At 63.5% G+C, this 24,745-nt stretch carries 21 protein-coding genes and 1 pseudogene; 14 read left to right on the top strand and 8 right to left on the bottom strand.

Features of this window, described 5'->3' with window-relative positions; genetic code table 11:
* The first annotated feature begins 192 nt into the window (after window positions 1-192).
* The 3 genes from BN2475_RS18585 to BN2475_RS18575 all read left to right on the top strand — a co-directional run bounded on the left by BN2475_RS18585 (window position 193) and on the right by BN2475_RS18575 (window position 3,870).
* Entirely contained in the window at window positions 193-1,482 is a 1,290-nt protein-coding gene (locus BN2475_RS18585) for an LssY C-terminal domain-containing protein (RefSeq protein ID WP_094780961.1), read from the top strand.
* Entirely contained in the window at window positions 1,479-2,729 is a 1,251-nt protein-coding gene (locus BN2475_RS18580; protein WP_094780960.1) for an LssY C-terminal domain-containing protein, read from the top strand. The genes BN2475_RS18585 and BN2475_RS18580 overlap by 4 nt, the downstream gene beginning before the upstream one ends.
* Before the next feature lie 85 nt (window positions 2,730-2,814).
* Window positions 2,815-3,870, top strand: a complete 1,056-nt coding sequence (locus BN2475_RS18575; protein ID WP_094780959.1) for a lipase family protein — start codon at window positions 2,815-2,817, stop codon at window positions 3,868-3,870.
* Between the two features lie 305 nt (window positions 3,871-4,175).
* Here BN2475_RS18575 and BN2475_RS18570 read toward each other — a convergent pair whose 3' ends face one another.
* The 3 genes from BN2475_RS18570 to bcaP all read right to left on the bottom strand — a co-directional run bounded on the left by BN2475_RS18570 (window position 4,176) and on the right by bcaP (window position 7,662).
* Window positions 4,176-4,694 carry a hypothetical protein gene (locus BN2475_RS18570; RefSeq protein WP_094780958.1) on the bottom strand — a complete coding sequence of 173 codons (519 nt, stop codon included), beginning with the start codon at window positions 4,692-4,694 and terminating at the stop codon, window positions 4,176-4,178.
* A 270-nt stretch (window positions 4,695-4,964) separates the two neighbouring features.
* Window positions 4,965-6,212 carry a MalY/PatB family protein gene (locus tag BN2475_RS18565; RefSeq protein WP_094780957.1) on the bottom strand — a complete coding sequence of 416 codons (1,248 nt, stop codon included), beginning with the start codon at window positions 6,210-6,212 and terminating at the stop codon, window positions 4,965-4,967.
* 61 nt (window positions 6,213-6,273) lie between these two features.
* On the bottom strand, window positions 6,274-7,662 hold the full coding sequence (bcaP, locus tag BN2475_RS18560) for a branched-chain amino acid transporter BcaP (RefSeq protein ID WP_094780956.1): 1,389 nt from the start codon (window positions 7,660-7,662) through the stop codon (window positions 6,274-6,276).
* Window positions 7,663-7,971: 309 nt separating this feature from the next.
* On the opposite strand from bcaP, the gene BN2475_RS18555 reads away from it, so the two are divergent.
* Complete coding sequence (locus BN2475_RS18555; protein WP_094780955.1) at window positions 7,972-8,430, top strand: Lrp/AsnC family transcriptional regulator; 459 nt, start codon at window positions 7,972-7,974, stop codon at window positions 8,428-8,430.
* 95 nt (window positions 8,431-8,525) lie between these two features.
* Here BN2475_RS18555 and BN2475_RS18550 read toward each other — a convergent pair whose 3' ends face one another.
* From BN2475_RS18550 to BN2475_RS18535, 4 genes are all read right to left on the bottom strand, one after another.
* A complete protein-coding gene (locus tag BN2475_RS18550) occupies window positions 8,526-8,918 on the bottom strand; it encodes an MAPEG family protein (protein WP_094780954.1) in 393 nt (130 codons plus the stop codon).
* Between the two features lie 330 nt (window positions 8,919-9,248).
* Window positions 9,249-10,973, bottom strand: coding sequence for a cytochrome c biogenesis protein DipZ (locus tag BN2475_RS18545; RefSeq protein WP_094780953.1), 1,725 nt, complete (start codon window positions 10,971-10,973; stop codon window positions 9,249-9,251).
* 171 nt (window positions 10,974-11,144) lie between these two features.
* A complete protein-coding gene (locus BN2475_RS18540; RefSeq protein ID WP_094780952.1) occupies window positions 11,145-11,903 on the bottom strand; it encodes an alpha/beta fold hydrolase in 759 nt (252 codons plus the stop codon).
* A gap of 89 nt (window positions 11,904-11,992) precedes the next feature.
* The gene (locus tag BN2475_RS18535; RefSeq protein WP_094780951.1) at window positions 11,993-12,298 is read right to left on the bottom strand and encodes a putative quinol monooxygenase; all 306 of its coding nucleotides are present in this window, start codon (window positions 12,296-12,298) and stop codon (window positions 11,993-11,995) included.
* Window positions 12,299-12,407: 109 nt separating this feature from the next.
* Here BN2475_RS18535 and BN2475_RS18530 point away from each other — a divergent pair, with 109 nt between their 5' ends.
* Window positions 12,408-13,367, top strand: a complete 960-nt coding sequence (locus tag BN2475_RS18530) for a GlxA family transcriptional regulator (RefSeq protein WP_094780950.1) — start codon at window positions 12,408-12,410, stop codon at window positions 13,365-13,367.
* Between the two features lie 53 nt (window positions 13,368-13,420).
* Here the strand turns inward: BN2475_RS18530 and BN2475_RS18525 are convergent, their stop codons facing one another.
* Window positions 13,421-14,416, bottom strand: a complete 996-nt coding sequence (locus BN2475_RS18525; protein WP_094780949.1) for an LLM class flavin-dependent oxidoreductase — start codon at window positions 14,414-14,416, stop codon at window positions 13,421-13,423.
* Window positions 14,417-15,025: 609 nt separating this feature from the next.
* On the opposite strand from BN2475_RS18525, the pseudogene BN2475_RS36550 reads away from it, so the two are divergent.
* From BN2475_RS36550 to BN2475_RS18470, 9 genes and pseudogenes are all read left to right on the top strand, one after another.
* Window positions 15,026-15,569, top strand: a pseudogene (locus BN2475_RS36550) (cysteine dioxygenase family protein); the annotation flags it as partial.
* On the top strand, window positions 15,566-17,167 hold the full coding sequence (locus BN2475_RS18505; protein WP_094780947.1) for a rhodanese homology domain-containing protein: 1,602 nt from the start codon (window positions 15,566-15,568) through the stop codon (window positions 17,165-17,167). The pseudogene BN2475_RS36550 and the gene BN2475_RS18505, both read left to right, overlap by 4 nt.
* A gap of 771 nt (window positions 17,168-17,938) precedes the next feature.
* Window positions 17,939-18,490, top strand: a complete 552-nt coding sequence (locus BN2475_RS18500; RefSeq protein ID WP_094781000.1) for a hypothetical protein — start codon at window positions 17,939-17,941, stop codon at window positions 18,488-18,490.
* A gap of 22 nt (window positions 18,491-18,512) precedes the next feature.
* The gene (locus tag BN2475_RS18495; RefSeq protein WP_094780946.1) at window positions 18,513-19,466 is read left to right on the top strand and encodes a patatin-like phospholipase family protein; all 954 of its coding nucleotides are present in this window, start codon (window positions 18,513-18,515) and stop codon (window positions 19,464-19,466) included.
* Between the two features lie 435 nt (window positions 19,467-19,901).
* Window positions 19,902-20,591 carry an ABC transporter permease gene (locus BN2475_RS18490; protein WP_094780999.1) on the top strand — a complete coding sequence of 230 codons (690 nt, stop codon included), beginning with the start codon at window positions 19,902-19,904 and terminating at the stop codon, window positions 20,589-20,591.
* A gap of 5 nt (window positions 20,592-20,596) precedes the next feature.
* Window positions 20,597-21,310 (top strand): ABC transporter permease, encoded by a 714-nt coding sequence (locus tag BN2475_RS18485; RefSeq protein WP_094780945.1) that lies wholly within the window; start codon window positions 20,597-20,599, stop codon window positions 21,308-21,310.
* 94 nt (window positions 21,311-21,404) lie between these two features.
* A complete protein-coding gene (locus BN2475_RS18480) occupies window positions 21,405-22,196 on the top strand; it encodes an ABC transporter ATP-binding protein (RefSeq protein WP_094780944.1) in 792 nt (263 codons plus the stop codon).
* Window positions 22,197-22,231: 35 nt separating this feature from the next.
* A complete protein-coding gene (locus BN2475_RS18475; protein ID WP_094780943.1) occupies window positions 22,232-23,281 on the top strand; it encodes a GlxA family transcriptional regulator in 1,050 nt (349 codons plus the stop codon).
* Window positions 23,282-23,479: 198 nt separating this feature from the next.
* Window positions 23,480-24,715 carry an aspartate aminotransferase family protein gene (locus BN2475_RS18470; protein WP_094780942.1) on the top strand — a complete coding sequence of 412 codons (1,236 nt, stop codon included), beginning with the start codon at window positions 23,480-23,482 and terminating at the stop codon, window positions 24,713-24,715.
* Window positions 24,716-24,745: the final 30 nt, after the last annotated feature.

Below are 24,745 nucleotides of genomic sequence, written 5' to 3'. Positions count from 1 at the left end.
CACCAGTCACCGAGCCTCGCCAGCCATCATGCTAAACATGACTGGTGCGGCCCCCAATCACCTAAACTGGGCAATACATCGCGTGCTTTGTCGTAAGCCCGCGACAAACAGCACTTTTCGCGGCGCATAGCGGGCGCACTGTCGCCCCTTGCGTACGGCTACATCCCCCGATCACGGCGAAAGGGTGTCTTGATGAAGCGCATCGTGATGCCGGTGCAGGCTGTCATCTTCGTCGGCTACGTACTGGCGGGCTGTACTGCACCCCTTCCCGTGGTCTCAGTACCCCCGTATCAGAACCGTGCCGTGACACGCGTCGAGGGCGGCGTGGAGGTTTCGACAGCCGTGCTCTCGCCGGCGGAGAGCACGGCCGTCTATGGCGTGCCACTTGCGGAAAGGAGGATTCAGCCAGTCTGGATCGAAGTCCGCAATCGCGAGGACGGCAACTACTTTCTTCTCTCGCCGGGCCTGGACCCGAGCTTCTTTCCTGCGTCGGAGGCGGCTGAAGCGTTCGCGGGCAACACTTCGCGTGAACACCAGGCAGAACTGGACAGCCGCTTTCGTGCGCTCGCTTTCCACAACCCCGTCCGTCCCGGGGAGACGGTATCAGGGTTTGTTCTGACCAACCTCAACGAGGGTGCGAAGCTCGTGCAGATCGACCTCGTCGCGCGGGGGCGCGCCCGGACGTTTTCGATCTTCGCGGCTGTGCCCGGGTTCGAAGCCGACTACAAGCGGAGTCAGGTCTTTCAACGCGCTGCCGATCCTGACGAGCCCACCGTTAACTTCACCGATGACGGGAGCTTTCGCGCCGCGCTCATGGCCCTGCCATGCTGCGCGACTAACGAAGACGGCTCGAAGAATGGCGATCCCCTCAACCTCGTGATCGTCGGCGGCCTCGACGATGCGTTTCCCTCGCTCGTTCGCCGGGGCTGGAGGGTCACGGAGCAGAAGTGGTCGGGCGCAATCCGGCGGATGATCAGCGCCGCGCTGTCAGGCGAACCTTATGTCAACGCACCCGTGAGCGACCTCTACCTGTTCGGCCACGCACAGGACCTCGCGCTGCAAAAAGCGCGCGGCGACATTCACCAGCGCAATCACATGCGTCTGTGGCTCAGCAATATGCGCTACCACGGAAAACCCGTCTGGGTTGGACAGGTCAGCCGCGATATTGGCATCCGTCTCACATGGCACTCGTCGACGTTTACCACGCACAAGATCGACCCGGACGTCGATGAAGCGCGCACCGCGCTGACGGAAGACATGACGTATTCGCAGAATCTCTCGAAGATCGGTCTCGTGAATGGCGTGGGTGCCGTGCCAGAAAGCACGCCGCGCGAAAATCTGACGACCGACCCGTACTTCACGGATGGCTATCGCGTCGTGCTCGTATTCGACCGCACGCCGACATCGCTGGCAGACATCGAAGTCTTCCCGTGGGTCACCCCGTACAAGGTCGTACGCGTCGCGCCGGGAGCCAGGCCATGACTGCACCGAGTGCCATGCGTCGCGCACGGATGCGTGCAGGCGCGCTGCTGCTCGCGCTGACCCTGGCCGGATGCGCAACATGGCAGGCGCCGTCCGCGGAGGACGACAAGCCGCTGCGCGAGCGTGCGGTCAGCGATACCCATCACGACGTGCGCGTGGGCGCAACCGTGCTGAGCAGCGAAGACAGCAAACGGATCTATGGCGCCGACATCAACGGCACGAAGGTCCAGCCGCTATGGATCGAAGTGCATAACGGGACGTCGCAGGCGCTATGGCTGTTACGCGCGGGAACCGACCCGGACTACTTCTCCCCCGATGAGGTCGCGTGGTCCATGCATACGATGCTCGGAGGTTCAACCAACAGGAGCATGGACGACTATTTCAGAAACCTCGGCTTCAGCAACCCGATCCCGCCGGGCGCGACCCAGTCGGGCATCCTGTTCACCAATCCCGATCGTGGCATCAAGCTCGTCAATATCGACCTGTTCGGCAGCCATACGCTGATTCCGTTCTCGCTCTTTCTGCGCGTGCCGGACAGCACGATAGATCCGCGCCTCGCGCAGATTCCTTTTCCGTTCCCCGCAACCGCCGTCACGGACTGCCCTGATCTGACCTCGCTGCGCGCCGCAATCGAACGGCTGCCATGCTGCGCCACCGATGCGACGGGGACGGTGCAGGCCGATCCGCTGAACGCCGTCGGGATAGGCCAGCTCACCGACATCGGGGCGGCGCTGGTGCGGCGCAATTATCGGCGCGATGCGCGCGAGTTTGACCTCGCGCAGCGGGTCTTCGGGCGTGAACCGGACTTCGTCATGCGCAAGCAGGCCCACGCGGGTGCCACTGCGACCTGGATCCGCGGATGGCTCGCCCCGATCCGCTTTCAGGGGCAACTGGTCTATGTCGCGCAGGTCGGTCGACCTGTCGGGGGACGCTTCGCGCCACGCGGCGAGACACGCCCGGCCCTGCACGAGAACGTCGATGAGGCTCGTAACTACCTGATCCAGGACCTGATGTATTCGAGCGGACTCGACAAGCTCGGATTCGCGAACGGCGTTGGCGAGGCACCGCCCGAGCATCCCCGCACCACGCTCGGCGGCGCGACCTACTACACGGACGGATTGCGCGCGGTCGTGTTTTTCACGACACGTCCGCACAGCCTGTCGGATGTGGACTTTCTCGACTGGGTGCCCTATCTGGACAGACGCGACAACCTTCAATCTGGAGCAACCGGCGATGCACGTCAGTGACCCTGAAGGAACGCCATCACCCGTCTCGGCGCCACGGCACGTTGCTGCCGCAACAGCATGGCGTGGAGGCCGCGCAGCACTGGCAATGGCGACTGCATGCGCTGTGCTCGGTGCATGCGCGACGAAGCCGCTAATCCCTTACTCGACCGATACGCCGCCGCTGATTCTCGCACCCGCGACTCAGGCCGGGATAGCGGATCAGCGGGGACGCTTCCGGGAAATCTATTGTGCGGTCCTCGAAGCGCGTGGCGCGGAGGTGCCCGATAACCGTCCTTGTGAGGACGCGCTGACCCGCGTGGGCAAGGAGCCGGCGCCGACGGGCAGACCTGTCGATCTGGGTCAATCCCGACTGCATCTGCTCGCAGTCGTCGTGCCCGGCGTCGGCTACGACTGCTTCCGGCCGTGGCTGGATTCGCCGAATACCGTGATCTCGCATCTGCGCCGGTTCGGTTTCGACGCATCGCTGCTCGACGTCGATGCGCTGTCGAGTTCCGCCAACAACGCACGCCAGATTCGCGACGCTCTCATGGCGATGCCCGCGCCTGACGGGCCGCCGCGCATCGTGCTGATTGGCTATTCGAAAGGCGCGCCCGACGTTCTTGAAGCGCTGGTTGCCTATCCCGAGATCCGCAGCCGTCTTGCGGCCGTCGTAAGCGCCGCCGGCGCGGTGGGCGGATCGCCGCTTGCCGACGACGCCGAGCAGTACCAGGCCGACCTGCTGCGCCATGTTCCCGGCGCGACCTGCACATCGGGTGATGGCGGCGCGGTGCAGAGCCTGAGACCGGCGATCCGCAAGGCGTGGCTCGCGCAGCACCCGCTTCCGGCCGGACTGCGCTATTACTCGATCGTCACGTTTCCACACCCGGGGCACATCTCGTCCATCCTGACGTCGAGCTACGACAAGCTCTCGCGAGTCGATCCACGAAACGACAGCCAGCTGATCTTCTATGACCAGCTCATACCCGGCAGCACACTTCTCGCTTACGTGAATGCCGACCACTGGGCGCTGGCTGTACCCATTGCCCGAATGCATCCGACAATAGGCGCGCTCTTCGTAACGCAGAACGCGTATCCCCGCGAGGCTCTAGTAGAGGCGATCTTGCGCTTCGTGGAGGAGGACATGACGGAGCCCATCCGGTGACACCACAAGCGACGAAAGTCCTGCATTCACGGGCCGTATTTGTTGGGGGGCGTAAGTGCAGTTGCACCGATTTACCATCTACGGTCTGTAGCCAACCGCGAGTACTTCGCGCAACTTTATCCCTCGCCAAGGCCCCACTGACTTTACGCAGCCGATAGAAGAACATAAACAATCCAGGCGCCATGCCCGGCTGCAATGTCAATGTTAGTAGTCCAGAATTTGATAACTCGCTATTCATGCATTCTGCGGGTGCCGGCGTGACGGCTCGTTCGAGTCGAGCGCCGCGCCGGCAGGATCGCCGCTGCTTAATTCGCAGAACCTTGGGCCGAGGTCGAGCCCTTCACGCCGACCGACGCGCCGCCCTGCATCGCCGCAGCCGTGCCGTCGAGCGCTTCACCGGCCTTCGCGTTCGCACCGCCGGCGACGTCGCCAGCCGTCGACATCGCGCCTTCCGCGTGGTTCTTCGCCGAGCCCGCGATGTGCTTCGCTTTCTGCTTCGCCGAATGGACTGCCGACTTTGCAGTGCCCTTGGTCGCTTCCGCCGCCGAACCCACCGCGTTCGTCGCGCCGCCGACCACGTTGCCGGCTGCTTCGCCGACGCCGTTCACCGCGCCGCCGACGAGGTTGCTGCCCGCACCGGCACCCGAACCTGCGGCGTTCGCGCCGGCGCCCGCCTGCGCACCGGCACCGAGAACCGGCGTCTGGACGTTCACGCCGAGGCCGGCCGAACCCTGTGCGCCCGTCTGGGTGGTCTGTGCAAAAGCGACCGAGCTGGTGAAGGTTGTCAGCGCGGCAGCGAGCAGCGTCGCACGAATTGTGTTCATGGTTTTCTCCCTAAAGACATTGTTGGTACCGCCACATCGGCGTGACCTATCAGGTTCCTGGCCACACCATGCGACATGGCGGAGCCACTGTACCGGGCCTTCCGCGCAAAATCCGCGATTCTTTAGGACTGTTACTCTCGTTGCAATTGCTGACGAATGGCTGACCATCTTTAACTGTTGGCGCGGTTCACCCGACGAGGTGCTTGAACGGGTCATAGACCATACTCATTGCTCGCGATACTCGTTCCAATCGTTCATGAGTTTCCTCTGTTACGAAAGTTGCTTGAGGGGGCGACTATTACTATTGATGGTCCGGCCTTCGTGGAAGCTAACGATCGCATCGCGTATTTTTTCCAGCGACCGCTGTACCTGTGCTTGCGGGCATGCGAGATTGAGCCGGACTCGGCAGTTGCCGTTCTCGACGAACATCTCGCCGCCCTCGAGGATGACGCCGGCCTTTTCAAGGAAGAACCGGGTGAGGTTGACCGACTCGTCGAAATAGGCCCGCAGGTCGACCCATGCGAGATAGGTCGCATCCGGAATGCGGAACCTGGCCTTGGGCAAGTGCTCGTTCAGAAATCGTCGGGTCCACGCGAAGTTGCCGTCGAGATACGAGCGCAACGCGTCCAGCCACGGCGCGCCATTCCGATACGCGCCAATGGCGGCCGCGAGGCTGAGCGGGTTCACGAACGGGTAGTGCCGCCGTTTCCATTCGGAGCGCAATGCGGGGTCGGGGATGATCACGGTCGCGATCATCATCCCCGCCACGTTGAAGGTCTTGCTGACGGCCATGCAGGTGATGATGTCCCGGCTGCCCGGGAACAGCCTGGCCAACGGCGTGTGCCGGCTTCCGGTTCTGAGCAGATCGCAATGGATCTCGTCGGAAACGATCTTGACGCTGTTCGCAATGCAGAGCTCACCCATGCGGCGCAGTTCGTCATCCGTCCAGACCCGGCCGGTCGGGTTGTGTGGATGGCAAAGGAAAAAGAGCTTCACGGCCGGATCGCTGACTTTCGCCTCGAAGTCGTCGAAGTCGATCGTGTAGCCGCCATCCCCGGAGGGGAGCAGGCGCGACGTTACGAATTCGCGATCGCGCTGAACCGTCGCATGCTTGAAGTATCCATAGGCCGGCGTCAGGCTGAGCACCTTGTCGCCGGGCTGGCAGACATATTCGACGAGCCCGAAGAGCGCCGGTATGACGCCCAGCGCGACCAGCATGTCCTCCCGGGAGAAACGCCAGTCGTAACGCTCGACACACCAGGCATGGAAAGCCTGGTAGAGCTGATCGTCGAAGTTCATCGTATAGCCGAAGACCGGGTGCTTGAGGCGCACGGAGATCGCGTCGATTGCCGCATCCGGCGCGGCGAACTGCATGTCCGCCACCCACATCGAGATCATTTCTTCTCTCGGCACATTGAGCGCGGGCGCATCGGCGCCGAACAGATAGTTTTCGAAGCCGTCCTCCGCCAGGGCATTGGTGCCGCGGCGAGAAATCAGGCGATCAAAGTCGTAACTCATATGCGTCCAGTCATTCAATTAAAAGGCTGTCCGGGTCCATACCCCGGGCGATGTCGCGAAGTCAGTTGAGGAGCGACCGTTGCCGTGCGTACGTGAAATACACGACGAGCCCGATCGCGAGCCAGACCAGAAACGCGATCCAGGTCGTGGCTTGAAGGAACACGGTCAGCGTGATGCAGAACGCGATCGCAAGCAGAGGCACCAGCGGCACGGCGGGGCAACGGAAGGCACGCGGCAGATCGGGGCGGGTTTTTCGCAGGATGATGACGGCGACGGAAATCAGGCTGAACGCCGCCAACGTCCCGATGTTGATGAGTTCGGTCAGTACGTTGAGCGGAACCACGGCCGCGACCAGACCAAACAGGATCCCGACGATCCAGGTCGCGAAAAACGGCGTACCGAGACTCGAATGAACGCTCGACAGTTTCTTCGGCAACAGGCCGTCGCGCGACATCGCGAAGACGATGCGCGTTTGCCCGTAGGTCATTACGAGAATGACGGTGGTCATGCCGAGAATCGCACCGAGATCGACAAAGCCGGCAACCCAGTTTTCGCCCGCGTATTGAAGTGCAAGTGACACCGGGTGGTCGACGCCGAGGAACTTCTGGTATGGAACGATGCCGGTCATGATGGCCGATACCGTGACGTACAACACCGCGCAGACGGCCAGCGATCCGATGATGCCGATCGGCAGATCACGTGCCGGTTGTTTCACTTCCTCGGCGGCGGACGTAACCGCGTCGAATCCGATGAACGCGAAAAACACCAGTGCCGCTGCACTGAATACGCCCGAATAACCGAAGGGCGTGAACGGCTGCCAGTTCACCGGTTGAACATGACGTACACCGACCAGAATGAACAGCAACACGACACCGATCTTCAACCCGACCATCACGTTATTGAGCCGGGCCGATTCGCGAACGCCGAACGACAGCAGTGCTGTCAACACCAGCATGACGAGGAACGCCGGAAGGTTGAACCATGTATGGACGCCGGGAATGGCGCCCGGCGCCGCTGATAGCGCGGCGGGCAGATGCACGCCGAACCCGCCGATGAGCGACTGAAAGTAGCCTGACCAACCCACCGACACCGCGGAACTCGCAAGCCCATACTCGAGCATCAGGTCCCAGCCGATCATCCATGCGACCAGCTCGCCCATCGTGGCATAGCTGTAGGTGTAGATCGATCCGGCCACCGGCACCGACGACGCGAACTCCGCATAGCACAACGCCGCAAATCCGCAGGCCAGGGCTGCGATGACGAACGATATGGTCAATGCCGGTCCGGCGGTGAGCGCACCGGTTCCCGTCAATACGAAGATTCCGGTGCCGACGATCGCCCCGATCCCCATGAGGATCAGATCGAATGGGCCAAGTACTTTCTTCAGGCCATGCTGTGCGTGACTCGCGGCAACCATCGTCGCGAGATCCTTGGTTCTGAACAAACTCATCCGACTCCTCCAGTTCTTTTGTGTAGATCGCAAGAACCCGTTTCTGGGCCCAAGCCGTTCAGACATCGCAGACGCAATGCGGACGCCGCGAGCTGCGACGCGGCCCTCACTCGTCCGTTCTTGTTTGGTTAATGATCGTCGATAGTCTGGTTAAGAGGATTTCTCACCGATAAGCTTTTCTATGCTCGCGGTGAATATAATTAACCAACCGGCCTCGCCACGAGCCAGTCCTAAAACAGCGGGTGAAGGGGGTTCGGCGCACCGGTGTGCGCCCGTCGCAATGCCGTGAGGCAATCGAGAGGAGTGGAAATGACAGATCTGGACGATACGGACAGGAAGATCCTGGAGTTGCTGCAAGTCGATGGCCGACTGTCCAACGCGGAGATTGCGGAAAAGGTTGGCTTGTCGGCACCCGCCTGCTGGAAAAGACTGAAGCGGCTGGAGAAGCAGGTGATTCAGGGTTATCACGCGACGCTGAATCAGCAGGAACTGGGGCTTGGCCTCTTTGCTTTCATCAACATCATGCTCGACAGTCACTCGGAAAAAGCCATGCGTGTGTTCGAGTCGGGTGTGATGGCGCTGCCGAATGTGGTGGCTTGCCACAATGTATCCGGCAAGTATGACTATCTGCTTCAGGTCGTCGTGCGGGATATGGAGGCATTCCATCAGCTCGCGATGCACCGGATCCGCACTCTCGGCAACATCAAGGAGATGTATACGGGCTTCTCATTGAAGGAGATCAAACGCTCGACGAGCCTCCCGCTATGAGGTCGGAGCCTGTCCGCCAACACACACGAATGCGTGTCCGCTGAATATCAAAAGCGGACCTTCACGGTCGGATGGGACACGACACGGCCGGAGGACTAACCGCCAACGAGCAATGCGACACAGAGGGCCACCCCGAACGCGTAGGTTCCCAACGCCCCGATAGCACGGGCCGGATTGGGCTTCGACATGGTGGGCCAGGCAAGTAGCGAAACCACCAGGAGCAAGCGGCAGGCCGTTGCACCTGCCATGCACCAGAGCTGCCAGTGAGGCGGATTGTGAGAGCCGAGATACAGAAATAGCACCGCAAAGAACGGCGCGTACTCGGCGGTATTGCCGTGAGCGCGAACCAGTTTGGTTAGCAGCTGGTCAGGTTCAGGCGCGTAGCCGCTCAGCAGGCCGACGCGAGTGCGCACGACCGTGATGGTGAGTCCAAGTACGAACAGAAGCAAGCCGAGGACACCGGTGCAGGCGAGTGCGATGCTGTTCATTCCATACTCCTTGCGTGACAGTCGAAATCAGCGATTCCGGGACGCCTTGCGGGCGATGGTGAGTGACGGTGCGGACACGCTTCCTTGCTCCTGGGGAGGAGGGCGCTACTAGAAAATATATGTGCAAACCGACCCGGCGCGATACGCGCACCGAACGCCATTCGCACGGCGTCGTCCGCACGTTTGAGATCAGCGCAGCGACCGGAAGCTCGCGCGAACCTCGTCCGGGAGCGCTTGTGGCTGCTCCCAGGCGGCGAAGTGTTTGCCTTTGGTGAGGCGGTGATAGCGTGAAGGCAGGACATGAGGCTCTTCTCGCGCCAAAGGTGGGACTCAGCCGAACGTGAACGCGTAAGCCAGCACGCCAGGGTCGAGGAACGTGATTTCGAAGGTGCGTTCGCCGCTGCCATTGGCTTGCCGCACGAGCTGGTAGAGACGCTGCCCGGTGACCGTTCCGTTGCCATTCGCATCGATGTCCGCGCCGCGGTCGGCGCCGGGCGCCTTGCCGTCGATCAGCACGCGAAAGCGCACGGGCTGGCCATCGCGGCCGGGCCCCAGCACCAGATGCAAGTCACGACCACGGAAGCGATAAACGATGCGTCCGTCAGGGCTGTCAAGCCGTGCACTTTCGTCGCCCACCAACCAGCGCCCGTCGAGCGCCCACTGGTTGGCCGTCAGGGCCGAGGGCGCGTGATAGCTGGCAGTCTCGTCCTGCGCGACCGGTCCACCGACGAAGTTCTGCGCGCGTGCGTAGCCGACGTAGGTTTCCGGCGATCGATTGGCATCGCCTGAGCTGGCGGCGGCCTGCGCGCCCTGCACGTCCGGTTGCACGTAGCCGCCAGGCAGGTCCTTCTGGCCGGCCTCGGCGAGCAGCCGGCGGATCACGTCCTCGCTTTCCTTGTAGTCGCCTTCGCCAAAGTGGTGGTGACGAATATGCCCCTGCGGGTCGATGAAGTAATGCGCGGGCCAGTACTCGTTGTCGAAGGCCTTCCAGATGGTGTAACCGTTGTCGATTGCGACCGGGTAGTCCACGCCCAGGTCCCTCACGGCGTGGATGACGTTGCCCGGATCCTTCTCGAACGCGAACTCGGGTGCGTGCACGCCGATCACCACCAGGCCGTAATCCTTGTACTTGTCAGCCCAGCCCCGCACGTAGGGCAGCGAGCGGATGCAGTTGATGCAGGAGTAGGTCCAGAAATCGACCAACACCACCTTGCCGCGCAGCGACTGCGCCGTGAGCGGCGGGCTGTTGAGCCACTGAGTTGCGCCATCGAGCGTGGGCAGATCGCCTTCCACCGGCAGCGTGTCGCCGGCCTTCACAGCGATCTGCACGAGAGGCGCAGGACGCACCGCGTCGATCAGCTTCTGTTCGATGCCACCCGTGCTGGCCAGCGACACGCGTGTCAACAGCCCGGTATCCAGCCCCAGCGCGATGGCGGCCACACCTGCCAGCACCAGCACGCCCAGCGCGCGGCGCACCCAAACGCCTGCGCCCAGCGAGCGTTTCATCAACGCGAAGACGCGTCCGCCGATCAGCAGCGCCAGCGCGAGCGAGGTCGCCGCGCCTGCCGCGTAGGTGAGCAGCAACAGCGTCGTCTGGACGCTGGCGCCTTTGAGAGCGGCGCCCGTGAGCAGCAGGCCCAGGATCGGGCCCGCGCAGGGCGCCCACAGCAGCCCCGTGGCCACGCCCAGCCCAGCCGCCGAGAGCATCGAATCGTGCTGGCTCCCGGTGTGCTCGGTGAGCTTGTTGCCAAGTGCCACAAACGGACGGCTGATCCATTCGGCGACGCGCTCCGAGAGCAAGGTCAGGCCAAGCACGGCGAGCACGGCCAAGGCGACGAAGCGGCCGTACTGGTTGGCGCGCACGGCCCAGCCGCCGCCGACGGCGGCCAGCGTGGCGACCACGGCGAAGGTCAGCGCCATGCCCAGCAGCATCGGCAGTCCATTGCGCGCGAACGGGCGGTCTGCTCGCGAAAATACGAAAGGCAGCACCGGCAGGATGCACGGACTGAGGATGGTCAGTGCACCGCCGAGGTAGGCAAGGATCAGTAATAGCATGATGGCGATATCCGTGAAGGATTATGGTTATGTCCCGAGCTGAGTGGCATACACCCGCGATGGCCGCGATTTGACGACCAACGTGGGTATCTGCGATGGGGGCGGGCCGACTGGCGACGGTGTCGGCCGTCGGCGCAAAGCCGACAGGCGCCCCATCGAGACGATTACCGGTCAGTTCGTCGACTTTGCGGCAGCCTCAATCACTCGCGCGACCGCGGCCGGCTGAGAGATAAAGACAGCGTGGCTTGCGCTCACCTCGGTCACCTTGGCCCCCGAGCGTTGATACATCCAGCGCTGAAGCTGAGGGCTCACCATATGATCCTGGGTGGTCAGGATGGCATAGCTGGGCTTGGTTCGCCATGCCGCCACAGAGACCGGCGCGCCCAACGCTTTCTCGGCGAGTTGATCCTGCGAGTCCGCCAGGAATTGCGCGTCCGATGGCGAGACGTCCGCTGCAAAGTTCTCACGGAATTTCGCCGGCGGGAGGAAGAAATACTTGTCCGGCGTCGCTCGCATCGCATCGTTGGGCGCGGCGAACTTCTGCAACAGCTGACCGCTGGCTTCGCCGGCGTCGGGTTGGAGTGCGGCCACGTAGACGAGCGAGCTGACCTTCGGGTCCGCACCCGCCTGCGTGATCACGGAGCCGCCGTAGCTGTGACCGACCAGCACCACCGGGCCCTGCTGCTGATCGATGACGCGCCTCGCGGCATCGACGTCCTCGGCCAGGCCCGTGAGCGGCTCTTGCACGATCGCCACATGGTAACCATCCTTGGTCAGGATGTCGTGGACGGCCCGCCAGCCTGAGCCATCCACCAGTGCGCCGTGAACAATCACAACATCTTTCGCAGCCGGCTTCGACCCGGCGTGAGCCATCGTGGCGCCCAGGGCAATCAGGGCGGCAATGGCCAGTTTATTTCGTAGTGCAAACATTTTACTCTCCAAAATCGTCAGTAGTTGCCCGTCGTTTCACGCAATCACGCTTGACGGACGAGGATCGATCGGTGACAGATAGCCAGGAATCAGGCCAGCTTGTTCTTCATAGCCAGAACGTCGATCAGCTCGACCGACGGCGGACTTGCCAGCATCTGCTCGACTCGCGCCATCAGCGAGTTGGCCATGTCGCCGGCGAGGTGTGCCTGGCGATCCTCTTCGCTCGCAAAGGCGTCGAACACGCCGAACGTCGTCGGCGAGAGCTTCAGGGCGAACCAGATCGGTGTGGTCGCCTCCCGATTGGTCATTTCAAGGCCGGCGTCAAGGAAGTCTGCTACTGCCTGCTCCTTTCCCGGTCTGGCTTCAAGTCGTACGAATAGTGCTTTCTTGATCATCTTTGCTCTCCGATATCCGCGTGATCCATTCACCCGGTGAGCCACACTTTACAAACGGAGCGCATCGGAGAATACTGTCCCAATCGACAATTTTGGTATCGATCCTGCCATGCGGATTTTTGTTCTTGCGCTCGAGGGGGTGTTCGACACCGGCCTCACCGCCGTGCTCGATGCCCTGACGACAGCCAACGACCTTGCGCGCGCCACCGGGATGGCCATACCGGGCTTCGACATCACCGTTGTGGGGATGCGGCCCGAGGTGCGCACCGCGCTTGGGCTGCAGGTGCCCGTGCGCGATATGACAGACGCCCCCGCCCCGGATTGGGTCGTCGTACCGGCGCTCAACAGGACGACGACGGACCTGCTCTTGCCTTCGCTCGGTCGGGCCGACGTCATCGATGCGCTAGGTGCATTGCGCTCGTGGCACAGTGCCGGCGCTCATATCGGCGCCGCCTGTACGGGTACGTTCGTGCTGGCCGAAAGCGGCTTGCTCGACGGGGGCGAAGCCACGACCACCTGGTGGCTCTCACCGGTGTTCCGGCAGCGTTACCCCGAGGTGCACCTGGATGTGCATCGCATCGTCGTTCCCAGCGGCGACACGGTGACGGCGGGGGCCGCCCTGAGCCATCTCGATCTGGCGCTCTGGCTGATCCGCAACAACAGCCCGGAGCTTGCGGCGCTGGTAGGCAAGTACCTCGTATTCGATTCGCGGCCGTCGCAGTCTGCCTTTGCGATCTCCGATCACCTGGCCCATTCGGACCCGCTCGTCGAGCGTTTCGACCGCTGGGTGCGCGAACACCTCGACACGGCCATCGCGCTCGACGACGCCGCTGAAGAATTGGCGACCAGCAAGCGGACATTGACGCGACGTCTGAATGAAGTGCTCGGTAAAACGCCCGTCGAGTACATACAGGATCTGCGGGTCGAGCGCGCGGTCCATCTGCTGAAGACGAGCAAGCTTAGCGTGGATCGCATCGCCGAGCAGGTCGGTTACGCGGACGGCGTGACGCTGCGCACGCTGCTGCGGCGGCGCATAGGTAAGGGGGTTCGTGAGTTGCGGGCGTCGTGAGCCGGGCGGCAGTGGGCCGCCCTTGTTTCGTCCGCCTGTCTTCACCTGGGTCGTTAGCGGCTGGCCGTCAACTCGTCGCGCACCTGCGCGCCGATCTCGAATGAGCGCAGCCGTGCGTCGTGATCGTAGATCTGCGCGGTAAGCATCAGCTCGTCCGCGCCGGTCTGATCGATGATCGACAGGAGTCCTGCGCGTACTGCGTTGCGATCGCCGAGCACGGTGCAGGCGAGCGAGTGCGCGACGCCGTGCAACTCCATCTCCGACGCTTCGAGCCGCTCGACCGGGGGTTGCAACTGGCCAGGTGTGCCGCGTCGCAGGTTGATGAACTGCTGCTGCAGCGACGTGAACAGACGTTGCGCTTCGTCGTTGCTGTCGGCGGCGAACAGATTGACGCCAACCATCGCATACGGTTTGGCGAGCGTCGCCGACGGCCGGAACTGCTCGCGATAAACCTTGAGCGCGCTGAGCATGTAGTCGGGCGCGAAGTGCGACGCGAACGCGAACGGCAGGCCGAGCGCCGCCGCCAGTTGCGCGCTGAACAGCGACGAGCCGAGCAGCCACAGCGGCACGTTCAGCCCCGCGCCCGGCACCGCGCGAATCCGCTGGCCGGGGACCGGGTCGGCGAAATAGCGCTGTAACTCGACGACGTCGTCGGGGAACGACTCGGCGCTGTTTTGCAGATCGCGGCGCAGCGCGCGGGCGGTAGTCTGGTCGGTGCCGGGCGCGCGGCCGAGGCCGAGATCGATCCGGTCGGGATAGAGGGACGCGAGCGTGCCGAACTGTTCCGCGATGACGAGCGGCGCGTGATTCGGCAGCATGATGCCGCCGGAGCCGACGCGGATCGTCTTCGTGCCGCCCGCGACATAGCCGATCACCACCGACGTCGCCGCGCTCGCGATGCCGGTCATGTTGTGATGCTCGGCCAGCCAGAAGCGCCGATAGTTCCAGCGTTCCGCGTGCTGGGCGAGACCGAGCGTGTTCCTGAACGCGTGCGCCGGCGTGGCGCCCGCGGTGACGGGCGAGAGGTCGAGGACCGAGAAGGGGATCATTGTCTGTTGGTTTGCTGTTTGCGGCGCTTTCGCGCGATGGGGCATTGTGGCAAAGCTTCGGTTTTTCTGCTGACGACGCGCGCATGTCCACGTTCAGCGAGGGGATTTGTCGGCGTCGATGCGATTACCTGTTGCACGACGAACGCTACGCGCGTATCGACGATCGATTGCGGCCGCGAGCTGATTCCCGCAACGCTGGAACGCATTACACGCATTACACGCATTGAGAGCGTGGCGGGCTGAGCGCAGAGGCGCGTGCCCGAGCTTTGCCGATCTCTCTGTCGCGAACGATCCATGACTCAAGCGCCGAGGCTGGACCGGCTGCGCGCGTTCGTCGGCCGGGTTGCGTCGCTCGTCGATGAAGCCTCGCTCGCTGGCGAGGCCCCTCACTGCGAAGCTCACAACGAAGCTCACAACAAAGCGCGCAACAAAACCAACAACAAAGCCAACAACGAAGCCAACAACGAAGCCAACAACGAAGCCAACAACGAAGCCAACAACAAAGCCAACAACAAAGCCAACAAGAAAGCCAACAAGAAAGCCAACAAGAAAGCCAACAAGAAAGCCAACAAGAAAGCCAACAAGAAAGCCAACAAGAAAGCCAACAACAAAGCGCATCGGCTCGAAGCCAGCGCCGTCGCATTGCGCGAACTTGTCACGCACGACGACTGGTTGCCCGACGCATTCGCGTAGCCCGAGCCCAAGCGCTACCGGCAATACCTGTCGTACGCGGATGCGCGGCAGCGATTTTCAGTCGTGAGTTTCGTATGAGGTCCTGGGCAATCGACACCCGTACGCGATCACACGGTGTGGGGCTTGATCGGCGTGCGTCGTGGCGCGGAAATTGCACAACAATATCGTCCAGGCCCGCGCGGTGGGTTGATCGAAGACGGCTCGCCACGACCCATCGAGTGCGGCGAAGTGGACATGCGAAGTGGACATGGTATCGCCGAGGCCTGGCGATGTGCATCGCGCGAGCAATGCTTTTAATGATCGTGCGTCGATTGGCATTCACGTGTACGGTGGAAACATCGGCACGGTGACATGATCGGTTTTTACCGCAGGCGCGGGCCGCAAGACCTTTGTTTCAGGCTACTCGAACGACGTGTTGCCGAATCTCTGGAATGTTCCGAAGGAGGCTCCAATCTCATGATCGTCGCTCACGAATTTCGTATCCGATCGTTTCAAGACGTGCGCCGCGCGCTGGTCGATCGCGACGAAATCGCGCTGCTCGATGTGCGCGAGGAAGATCTGCACGCACGCAATCATCCGCTGTTTGCCGCCAATCTGCCGTTGTCGCGTCTGGAACTGGACGCGCCGGTGCGCCTGCCGCGTCGCACGGTGCCGATCGTCGTGTTCGACGACGGCGAAGGGCTTGCGGCGCGCGCCGCGCTTCGCCTGACCGAACTGGGTTATACCGAGGTCGCCTTGCTCGAAGGTGGACTGCGCGGCTGGCACGAGGCGGGCGGTGAGCTGTTCAAGGATGTCAACGTACCGAGCAAGGCATTCGGTGAACTGGTGCAAAGCGTGCGTCATACGCCGTCGGTGAGCGCGCCGCAGCTGCAGGCGCTGCTCGATCGCGAAGCCGACGTGGTGGTGCTCGACGCGCGCCGCTTCGACGAATATCAGACCATGAACATTCCCGGCAGCATCAGCGTGCCGGGCGCAGAATTGGTGCTGCGCGCACGGCAACTCGCACCGGATCGGGCCACGCTGATCGTCGTGAATTGCGCAGGGCGCACGCGCAGCATTCTCGGCGCGCAGTCGTTGATCAATGCCGGCGTGCCGAATCCGGTGGTGGCGCTGCGCAATGGCACGATCGGTTGGACGCTGGCGGGTCAGGCGCTCGCGCACGGCGGTTCGCGCCGCGTCGAACCGGTTGCCGACGACGCCCGCCGTCTCGAGGCCGCCGACGCTGCACGCGTGCTCGCCGATCGTGCGCGCGTGGGCCGCACGTCGCGTGACGAAGCACGCCGCTGGGCCGACGAAGCGGTGCGCACTGTGTATCGCTTCGACGTGCGCACGCCGGAGGAATACGAAGCCGGCCACGTGCCCGGTTTTCGCAGCGCGCCGGGCGGCGAGCTGGTGCAGGAAATCGACATGTTCGCGCCGGTGCGCGGCGCGCGGGTGATCCTCGCGGACAGCGACGGGGTGCGCGCGAACATGAGTGCGTCGTGGCTCGCGCAGATGAACATCGAGGCGTATGTGGTCGACGGTCTGACGGCTGCGGACTTCGGCGAGAAAGGCCCGGCGCCGGCCGCGCGCCGTGCGCCCGCGCCACCTGTCGTCGACGAGATCGCGCCGGCCGAACTGGTCGCGCTGCTGCAATCGCGCGGCACGGTCGTGCTCGATTTCGCGAGCAGTCCGAACTATGTGAGGCGGCACATTCCGGGCGCGTGGTTCGTGATTCGCAGCCAACTCGAGGATGCGCTGCGCAAGTTGCCGGATGCGCAGCGATATGTCGTGACGGGGGGCGGCAGCCTGCTGGCGCTTTTTGTTGCGCCCGAGCTGGCGGCGGCGACCGGCCGCCCGGTCCAGGTGCTCAGCGGCGGTACGGCCGCGTGGATCGAGGCGGGCTTGCCGGTCGAGAGCGGCGACACGCGCATGGCGTCGCCGCGTATCGATCATTACCGGCGTCCGTACGAGGGTACCGACAACGCGCACGAGGCGATGAACGCGTATCTGGAGTGGGAGTATGGGCTGCTCGCGCAACTCTCGCGCGATGGTACGCACGGGTTCCGCGTGATCTGAGTGGTTCGCAACCGCTCAGCGAAGCGCTGAATGCGGCCGCAGTCGATGCGTGATCCGTGTGCATTTGGACGTGCGCGCGAGTTTCGATCGCAGTTTTCCTTGGCGTCGATGTGGCGAGCCGTGGTGCCCGTTTGAATGCGCCGCTGGTTGAGGCCAAGGCGGCGTATTGTCGGTGCGTGCGCACCGGCCCCAAACGCAAATCATCTGCCGATTCGGTGTAAACGCGCTCTCGTCTAAAGCGTCCAATGCGGTTAAATTAGAACGACTTGGAAGGCTTATCGAGGGACCAGGGCGGCCAAACAAGCGGCGGTTTGCCATTCCGGCGATGGCGCAAGGTGAGTAGCCAAGGTTGCTCACCGCTTCGTCCGGAACCAGACCGCTGCGCGTCGTCCGAGGTGCTTCGAACCTGGGCGGCCAGTGGGCCGCTGTCACTTCCGGTTGACGCTATCAACCGACCTGGCGACGCTGTGGACAGCGTCGCCTTTTTGCTTCTGGCGACGTTTTTTCGCAACCCGCACGCGATGAAACGCACGCGAACCCAAGGTTCGGCGCCGCACTTTCCCGACGCATCGCGCGGGCTTCTTCAGCACCTCTACCGACGGTCCGTCCGCTAGCGCGACGGCCATGCGCCGTGTCGTGCCCGCCTTGTCGTGCCCGCCGTATCGCGCCCGTCTCGCTCGCGGTTTTCTCCGTGCGCGGTTATCCTTGTAGTACACACTACAAATCGGGGCGGCGCGCATGGGCGACGCTGCGCCGAACAGGGAGTTTGCTGTGAGCCTCAAACCGTTTACCGTCGCAATGCTGGCCGCGTGTGTCGCGCTCGCCGGCTGCGACGATCGACAGAGCGACTACGCCGTGCAAAAACTCAAGGACTTCTTCAACGCCGTCAAGCCCGATGCGTTGCTGCTCAAAGGCATGACGCCGGGCGTCACGACCGAAGCGCAGATTCGTGACCAGATGGGCAAGCCGGAAACCGAGCGCACCTTCACCGACGGCTCGAAGCGCTTCGAATATCCGCGCGGCCCGCAAGGCCTGAACACATACATGGTCGACATCGACCGCGACGGCAAACTGCAGGCGATCACCCAGGTGCTGACCGCCGCCACGTTCGCGAAGATCCGCATGGGCATGAGCGAGGACGAGGTACGCCGGTTGCTCGGCAAGCCGGGAGAAATCGCGGTGTTTCCGCTGAAGCCGGAGACCGTGTGGAGCTGGAAGTGGCGCGAAGGCGGCATCACCGAAGAAGGTATTTTCAACGTGCACTTCGACCAGAATCTGAAGGTGTACACGACATCGCGCTCGGACGTGATACGCGGGCGATAGTCGATAGAAGACGGGCACAAAAATGATACGTCGACGTCGGTACAGCCGGATCGGGCTGGTGTTGGGAGGCGGCGCCGCACGTGGCTGGGCGCATATCGGTGCGATTCGCGCATTGCAGGAGGCGGGCATCAAGCCCGACGTGGTATGTGGCACGTCGATCGGCGCGCTGGTCGGCGCGGTGTATGCGAATGGCGACCTCGACTGGCTCGAAGAATGGGTCTCGCAGCTCACGTGGCAGACGGTGGTGCGGCTGCTCGATCTGCGGATTTCGGGCGGTCTGCTCGGCGGGCGCAAGGTGATCCAGCTATTCGCGGACAAGTTCAGCGGCTGCTCCATCGGGCAGTTGAACATGCCGTTCGCCGCGGTCGCCACCGAGCTCGATACGGGCCGCGAAATCTGGCTGCAGGACGGCAGCACGATCGATTGCGTGCGCGCGTCGATTGCGATTCCGGGCATTTTCACGCCGGTGTGGCACAACGGCGTGTGGCTGGTGGACGGCGGCCTGAGCAATCCGGTGCCGGTCTCGGTGGCGCGCGGCATGCGTGCGGATTGCGTGATCGCGATCGACCTGAACAACGATATTCTGAACGGCCGCGACTTCGGCGGCGCAGTGATCGAAACGCCCGCGATCGATCCGACCGCGCCGCCGCCGGTTGCACTGCGTCGCAATGGCAAGCCCTGGCCGCGCTGGCTCGCGCCGTCCGACGCGAGCGTCAGCGACGACGTGCGCGTGCCGCCCGCGCCGAGCGCACGCGTGCCGTCGATGCTGAGTTCGGTTGCGCAAAGCATCGACATCATGCAGGTGCGGATCACGCGCAGCCGGCTCGCCGGCGAGCCGGCCGACATCCTGATTCAGCCGCGCCTCGGCGGGATGGGGATTTTCGACTTTCATCGCGCGGCGCCGGCGATCGAAGAAGGACGCGCGGCGGTCGAGCACATGTTGCCGGCGATCCGGGCGCGGCTGGGAATGAATTGACGCATCGGCGAAAGCAACTCGCCACGCGTGGATGAATCGCCTGACGGCTTCATGACGCCTGCGTGATGCACCCAGCTTTCATGATGCATCCGAGCCTTCGTGATGCATCCATGAGTCCTTGCAGCCCGCGCCGCGGCGAATTTTGCACGCCGCCGGGCTCGCGCGGCCTATCGAAAAAGCGACCCGAAACTTGCTAAAACCGCGGCGGCGCCCGTCGTCCGCGCGAGTCCTTGCCAGAACATATCCCCCCGCAAAACCAACCGCTACCGGCTGCACGCTCTGCCGCTCGTGCGATGGTGCGGCGCAGCAAAAACCGCGCCCTCCATTTGAGAAATTGATTTTCGCTTGCGAGACTGCGCGCCATGCCGGATGAGTTGGGCAGGCCCAGGCCGCCGCCGTCCGTGAGATGTTCAATAAACCTGGATGGAGACACGCGTGTTCCTTTACGGCTTTGGTCCGGTGTTGCTGGCCGGCACGATCCAGACGATCGAGCTGTCCGTCCTGTCGCTCGCGGCCGCCGTGCTGCTCGGCCTCGCGGGCGCGGCGGCGAAACTGTCCTTCAACCGCCCGCTGCGGGCCATCGCGACCGGCTATACGACGCTGATCCGCTCGGTGCCCGACCTCGTGCTGATGCTGCTGCTGTTCTACAGCATCCAGATCTGGCTGAACAACCTGACCGACCTGCTCGGCTGGGAGCAGATCGACATCGATCCGTTCGTGGCCGGCGTGCTGACGCTCGGCTTCATTTACGGCGCGTACTTCACCGAGACTTTTCGCGGTGCGTTTCTGGCGGTGCCGCGCGGTCAGCTCGAAGCGGGCAGCGCCTACGGCATGAGCGGCGCCCGCGTGTTCGCGCGCATCCTGTTTCCGCAGATGATGCGTTTCGCGCTGCCCGGCATCGGCAACAACTGGCAGGTGCTGGTCAAGGCGACCGCGCTGGTGTCGATCATCGGTCTGGCCGACGTGGTCAAGGCCGCACAGGACGCTGGCAAGAGCACCTTCAACATGTTCTTCTTCATTCTGATCGCCGCGCTGATCTATCTGGCGATCACCACGGTATCGAATCTCGTGCTGATCTGGCTGGGCCGGCGCTATTCGATCGGCGTGCGGCACGCGGAGCTCTGAGCATCATGATCGACATCATCAATCAATTCTGGCGCGCGTTCCTGTTCTGGGACGGCCAGCGCATGTCGGGTCTGGCGGTGACGCTGTGGCTGCTGGTGGCGTCGATCGGGATCGGCTTCGTCGTGTCGATTCCGCTGGCGGTGGCGCGCGTGTCGAAGAAGCGCTGGCTGTCGACACCGGTGCGCGTCTACACGTATGTGTTTCGCGGCACGCCGCTGTACGTGCAGTTGCTGCTCATCTATACCGGCATCTACAGCCTCGCGTTCGTGCGTTCGCACAATCTGCTGGACGCGTTCTTTCGCAGCGGTTTTCACTGCGCGATTCTCGCGTTCGCATTGAACACCTGCGCGTACACCACCGAGATTTTCGCCGGCGCGATCCGCTCGACATCGCACGGTGAAGTCGAAGCGGCCCGCGCGTACGGGATGAGCTGGTTCACGATGTACCGGCGCATTGTGATACCGTCCGCGCTGCGGCGGGCGTTGCCGTTGTACAGTAACGAAGTGATCCTGATGCTGCACGCCACCACGGTCGCGTTTACGGCCACGGTGCCGGACATCCTGAAGGTGGCGCGCGACGTGAACTCGGCCACCTACCAGTCGTTCAACGCGTTCGGCCTCGCGGCGCTGCTTTACCTCGCCGTGTCGTTCGCGCTGGTGGCGTTGTTCCGTCGCGCCGAGCGTCACTGGCTGGCTTATCTGGCGGTGCGTACGCATTGAGTGCGCCGCACGTCGAGCGTGTGGCCCAGCAGCGGGCGGGCGTCGGGAAAGGGCGCCGTCGAAGATTGATCCGTATTTTCACAGGGAGAGCATCTTGCTCCATACCACTCAAACCGAAGCTTGCAAGCTCGCCGTACAGGACATCCACAAGCGCTACGGCGACAACGAAGTGCTCAAGGGCGTATCGCTCAATGCGAACAAGGGCGACGTGATCAGCATCATCGGCGCGAGCGGCTCGGGCAAGAGCACCTTCCTGCGCTGCATCAATTTTCTCGAGCGGCCCAACGCCGGGCAGATCGTCGTCGACGGCGAAGCGGTGAAGACGAAGACCGACCGCGCGGGCAATCTCGAAGTCGCCGATCACAAGCAGCTGCAACGCATCCGCACCAAGCTCGCGATGGTGTTCCAGCATTTCAACCTGTGGGCGCACATGAACGTGATCGAGAACGTCGTCGAAGCGCCGATTCACGTGCTCGGCGTGCCGCGTCGCGAAGCGGAGGAGCGCGCCCGCGAATATCTCGAGAAGGTCGGTCTGGCGCCGCGTCTGGAGAAGCAGTATCCGTCGCATCTGTCGGGCGGCCAGCAGCAGCGCGTGGCGATCGCGCGTGCGCTCGCGATGAACCCGGACGTGATGCTGTTCGACGAGCCCACGTCGGCGCTCGATCCCGAACTGGTCGGCGAAGTGTTGAAAGTCATGCAGAAGCTCGCCGAAGAAGGCCGCACAATGATCGTCGTCACGCATGAAATGGGTTTCGCGCGCAACGTGTCGAACCATGTGATGTTCCTGCATCAGGGCCGCACCGAGGAAGAGGGCCTGCCCGCCGACGTGCTGAACGCGCCGCGCAGCGAGCGCCTCAAGCAGTTCCTGTCCGGCAGCCTGAAATAACGCGCGGCGCGCGGCAAGCGTTTTACTGATCAGAGATGGCGCGCACGTCCAGCCCGGCTCGTACCACGCAGGTCGCGATCGTCGCGTTGCCGCCTGTGTCGATGTCGGGCGTCGGGCCGATTGTCGACGCGCTCAATCTCGCCAATGAAATCGACGGCCGCGCGCTGTACCGCGTTCAGGTGTGTTCGTGGGACGGCCGCGCGGTGCCGCTCGCGGGCGGCGCGCAGTGGCCGGCCGACGCCGCCTTCGGCGATGCGATCGCGTGCGACTGGCTGATCATCGTCAGCGAGCGGTTTCAGCAATTCGCCGACTACCGCCTGTTTCTCGCCAGCCTGTCGCGCGTCGGTCAACGCACGCCGCTCGTCACGGGCATTCATCACGGCGTGTGGTGGCTCGCGATGGCGGGGCAGTTGTCCGGCTATCGCGTGAGCGTCAACTGGGAGACCTATCAGCAGTTCTCCGAGCAGTTCGAGCGCTCCATCGTGACCCAGCAGATTTTCGAAATCGACCGCGATCGCGCCACCTGCGCGGGCGGTCAGGCGACCGTCGACTTCATGCTGGCGATGATCGGCCGCGAGCATGGTCCCGAGCTGGCGGAGCGCATCGCCGATACGCTCGGCGTCGGCATATTGCGCGCGGGTGAGGAGCGCCAGCGCATTCCGTTCGTGACCGCGCCGGGCGAGCGCCATCCGCGTCTGAACGATGCGCTGCTGCTGATGGAAGCGAATATCGAAGACCCGCTCACCACCGATGAAATCGCCGGCCTCGTGGGCGTGTCGCGGCGGCAACTGGAGCGCCTGTTTCGCCAGTATCTCGGCTCGATGCCGTCCAAATACTATCTGGGGTTGCGGCTGTCGAAAGCGCGCACGCAATTGCAGCGCACCAGCAAGTCGGTGGTGCAGATCAGCCTCGCGTGCGGGTTTTCGTCGGCGGCGCACTTTTCGAATGCTTATCGCGAACGCTTTGGCGTCACACCGCGCGAGGATCGTCGTAACTGGATCGACCGGCAGACCGGCGCGAGCGGCGCGGCGGCCAGCGAGCCGCGGCCGGCGGCGCTGATCGAGCGGCCCGACCAGTTGGATTGAAGCGGACCGAAGCGCAATGAAAGACACCAACGGGGCACCGACGAGGCACCGACGCCGATCGGGCCGCGCGGTTGGACGCCGGAGGACCGGTCACCATTCGCGCGGAACCTCATAGAAAGCGTCGCGTATGCGCAAGACGTATTGCGTGCGGTTTCCTAAACTACCTGTATTACCTCTCACCTGTAACGAGGATTTGCCATGAACGACCTGACTGTGACACGCCAGACCTTCGACGAAGTCATGGTGCCGGTGTTTGCTCCCGCCGCCTTCGTACCGGATCGCGGTCTCGGCTCACGCGTTTGGGATACGCAGGGCCGCGACTATATCGACTTCGCCGGCGGCATCGCCGTCACCGCGCTCGGTCACGCGCATCCCGAGTTGCTCAAGGTGCTGCACGAGCAGGGCAGCAAGCTGTGGCATATCGGCAATGGCTACACCAACGAGCCGGTGCTGCGTCTCGCGAAGCGTCTCGAAGACCTGACCTTCGCCGACCGCGCGTTCTTCGCCAACTCGGGCGCCGAAGCCAACGAAGCGGCGCTGAAGCTGGCGCGCCGCGTTGCGTTCGAGCGTTACGGCGCGGACAAGGCCGAAATCATCTCGTTTACGCAGTCGTTCCATGGCCGCACGTTCTTTACCGTGAGCGTCGGTGGCCAGCCGAAGTATTCGGAAGGCTTCGGCCCGGTGCCGGCTGGTATCACCCACTTGCCGTACAACGACATCGAAGCGGCGAAAAAAGCCATCGGCCCGCAAACCTGCGCGGTGATCGTCGAGCCGATTCAGGGCGAGGGCGGTGTGATCCCGGCCGATCCGGCCTTCCTGAAGGCACTGCGTGAAGCGTGCGATCAGTACAACGCACTGCTGATTTTCGACGAAGTGCAAACGGGCGTGGGCCGCAGCGGCCACTTCTACGCGTATCAGGACACGGGCGTGACGCCGGACATCCTGACCACTGCGAAGGCGCTCGGCAACGGCTTCCCGATCGGCGCGATGCTGACCACCACCGATCTGGCTGCGCATTTCAAGGTCGGCGTGCACGGCACGACCTACGGCGGCAATCCGCTTGGCGCGGCGATCGCGGAAAAAGTGGTCGAACTGGTCAGCGACCCGAAGGTGCTCGAAGGGGTGCGCACGCGCAGCGAGGTACTGAAGGGCCACCTCGCGAAGCTCGACGGGCGCTTCGGACTGTTCACGCAAGTGCGCGGCAAGGGACTGCTGATCGGCGCGGAACTGACCGACGCGTACAAGGGCCGCGCGAAGGATTTCGTCACCGCGGCGGGCGAGCACGGCGTGATCATGCTGATGGCGGGGCCGGACGTGCTGCGTTTCGTGCCGTCGCTGATCATGCCGCTCGACGACATGAGCGAAGGCTTCGCGCGTCTGACGAAGGCCTTCGGGGAAATCGTCGGCGCGAACGCGCAAGCAGTGTCGCGTTGATTCGCGACACCGAGTTCATGCATCACGTCA

This window comes from Paraburkholderia ribeironis (genome assembly GCF_900019265.1).
Taxonomy (GTDB): domain Bacteria; phylum Pseudomonadota; class Gammaproteobacteria; order Burkholderiales; family Burkholderiaceae; genus Paraburkholderia; species Paraburkholderia ribeironis.
This window is presented reverse-complemented; position numbering and strand designations above follow the sequence as displayed.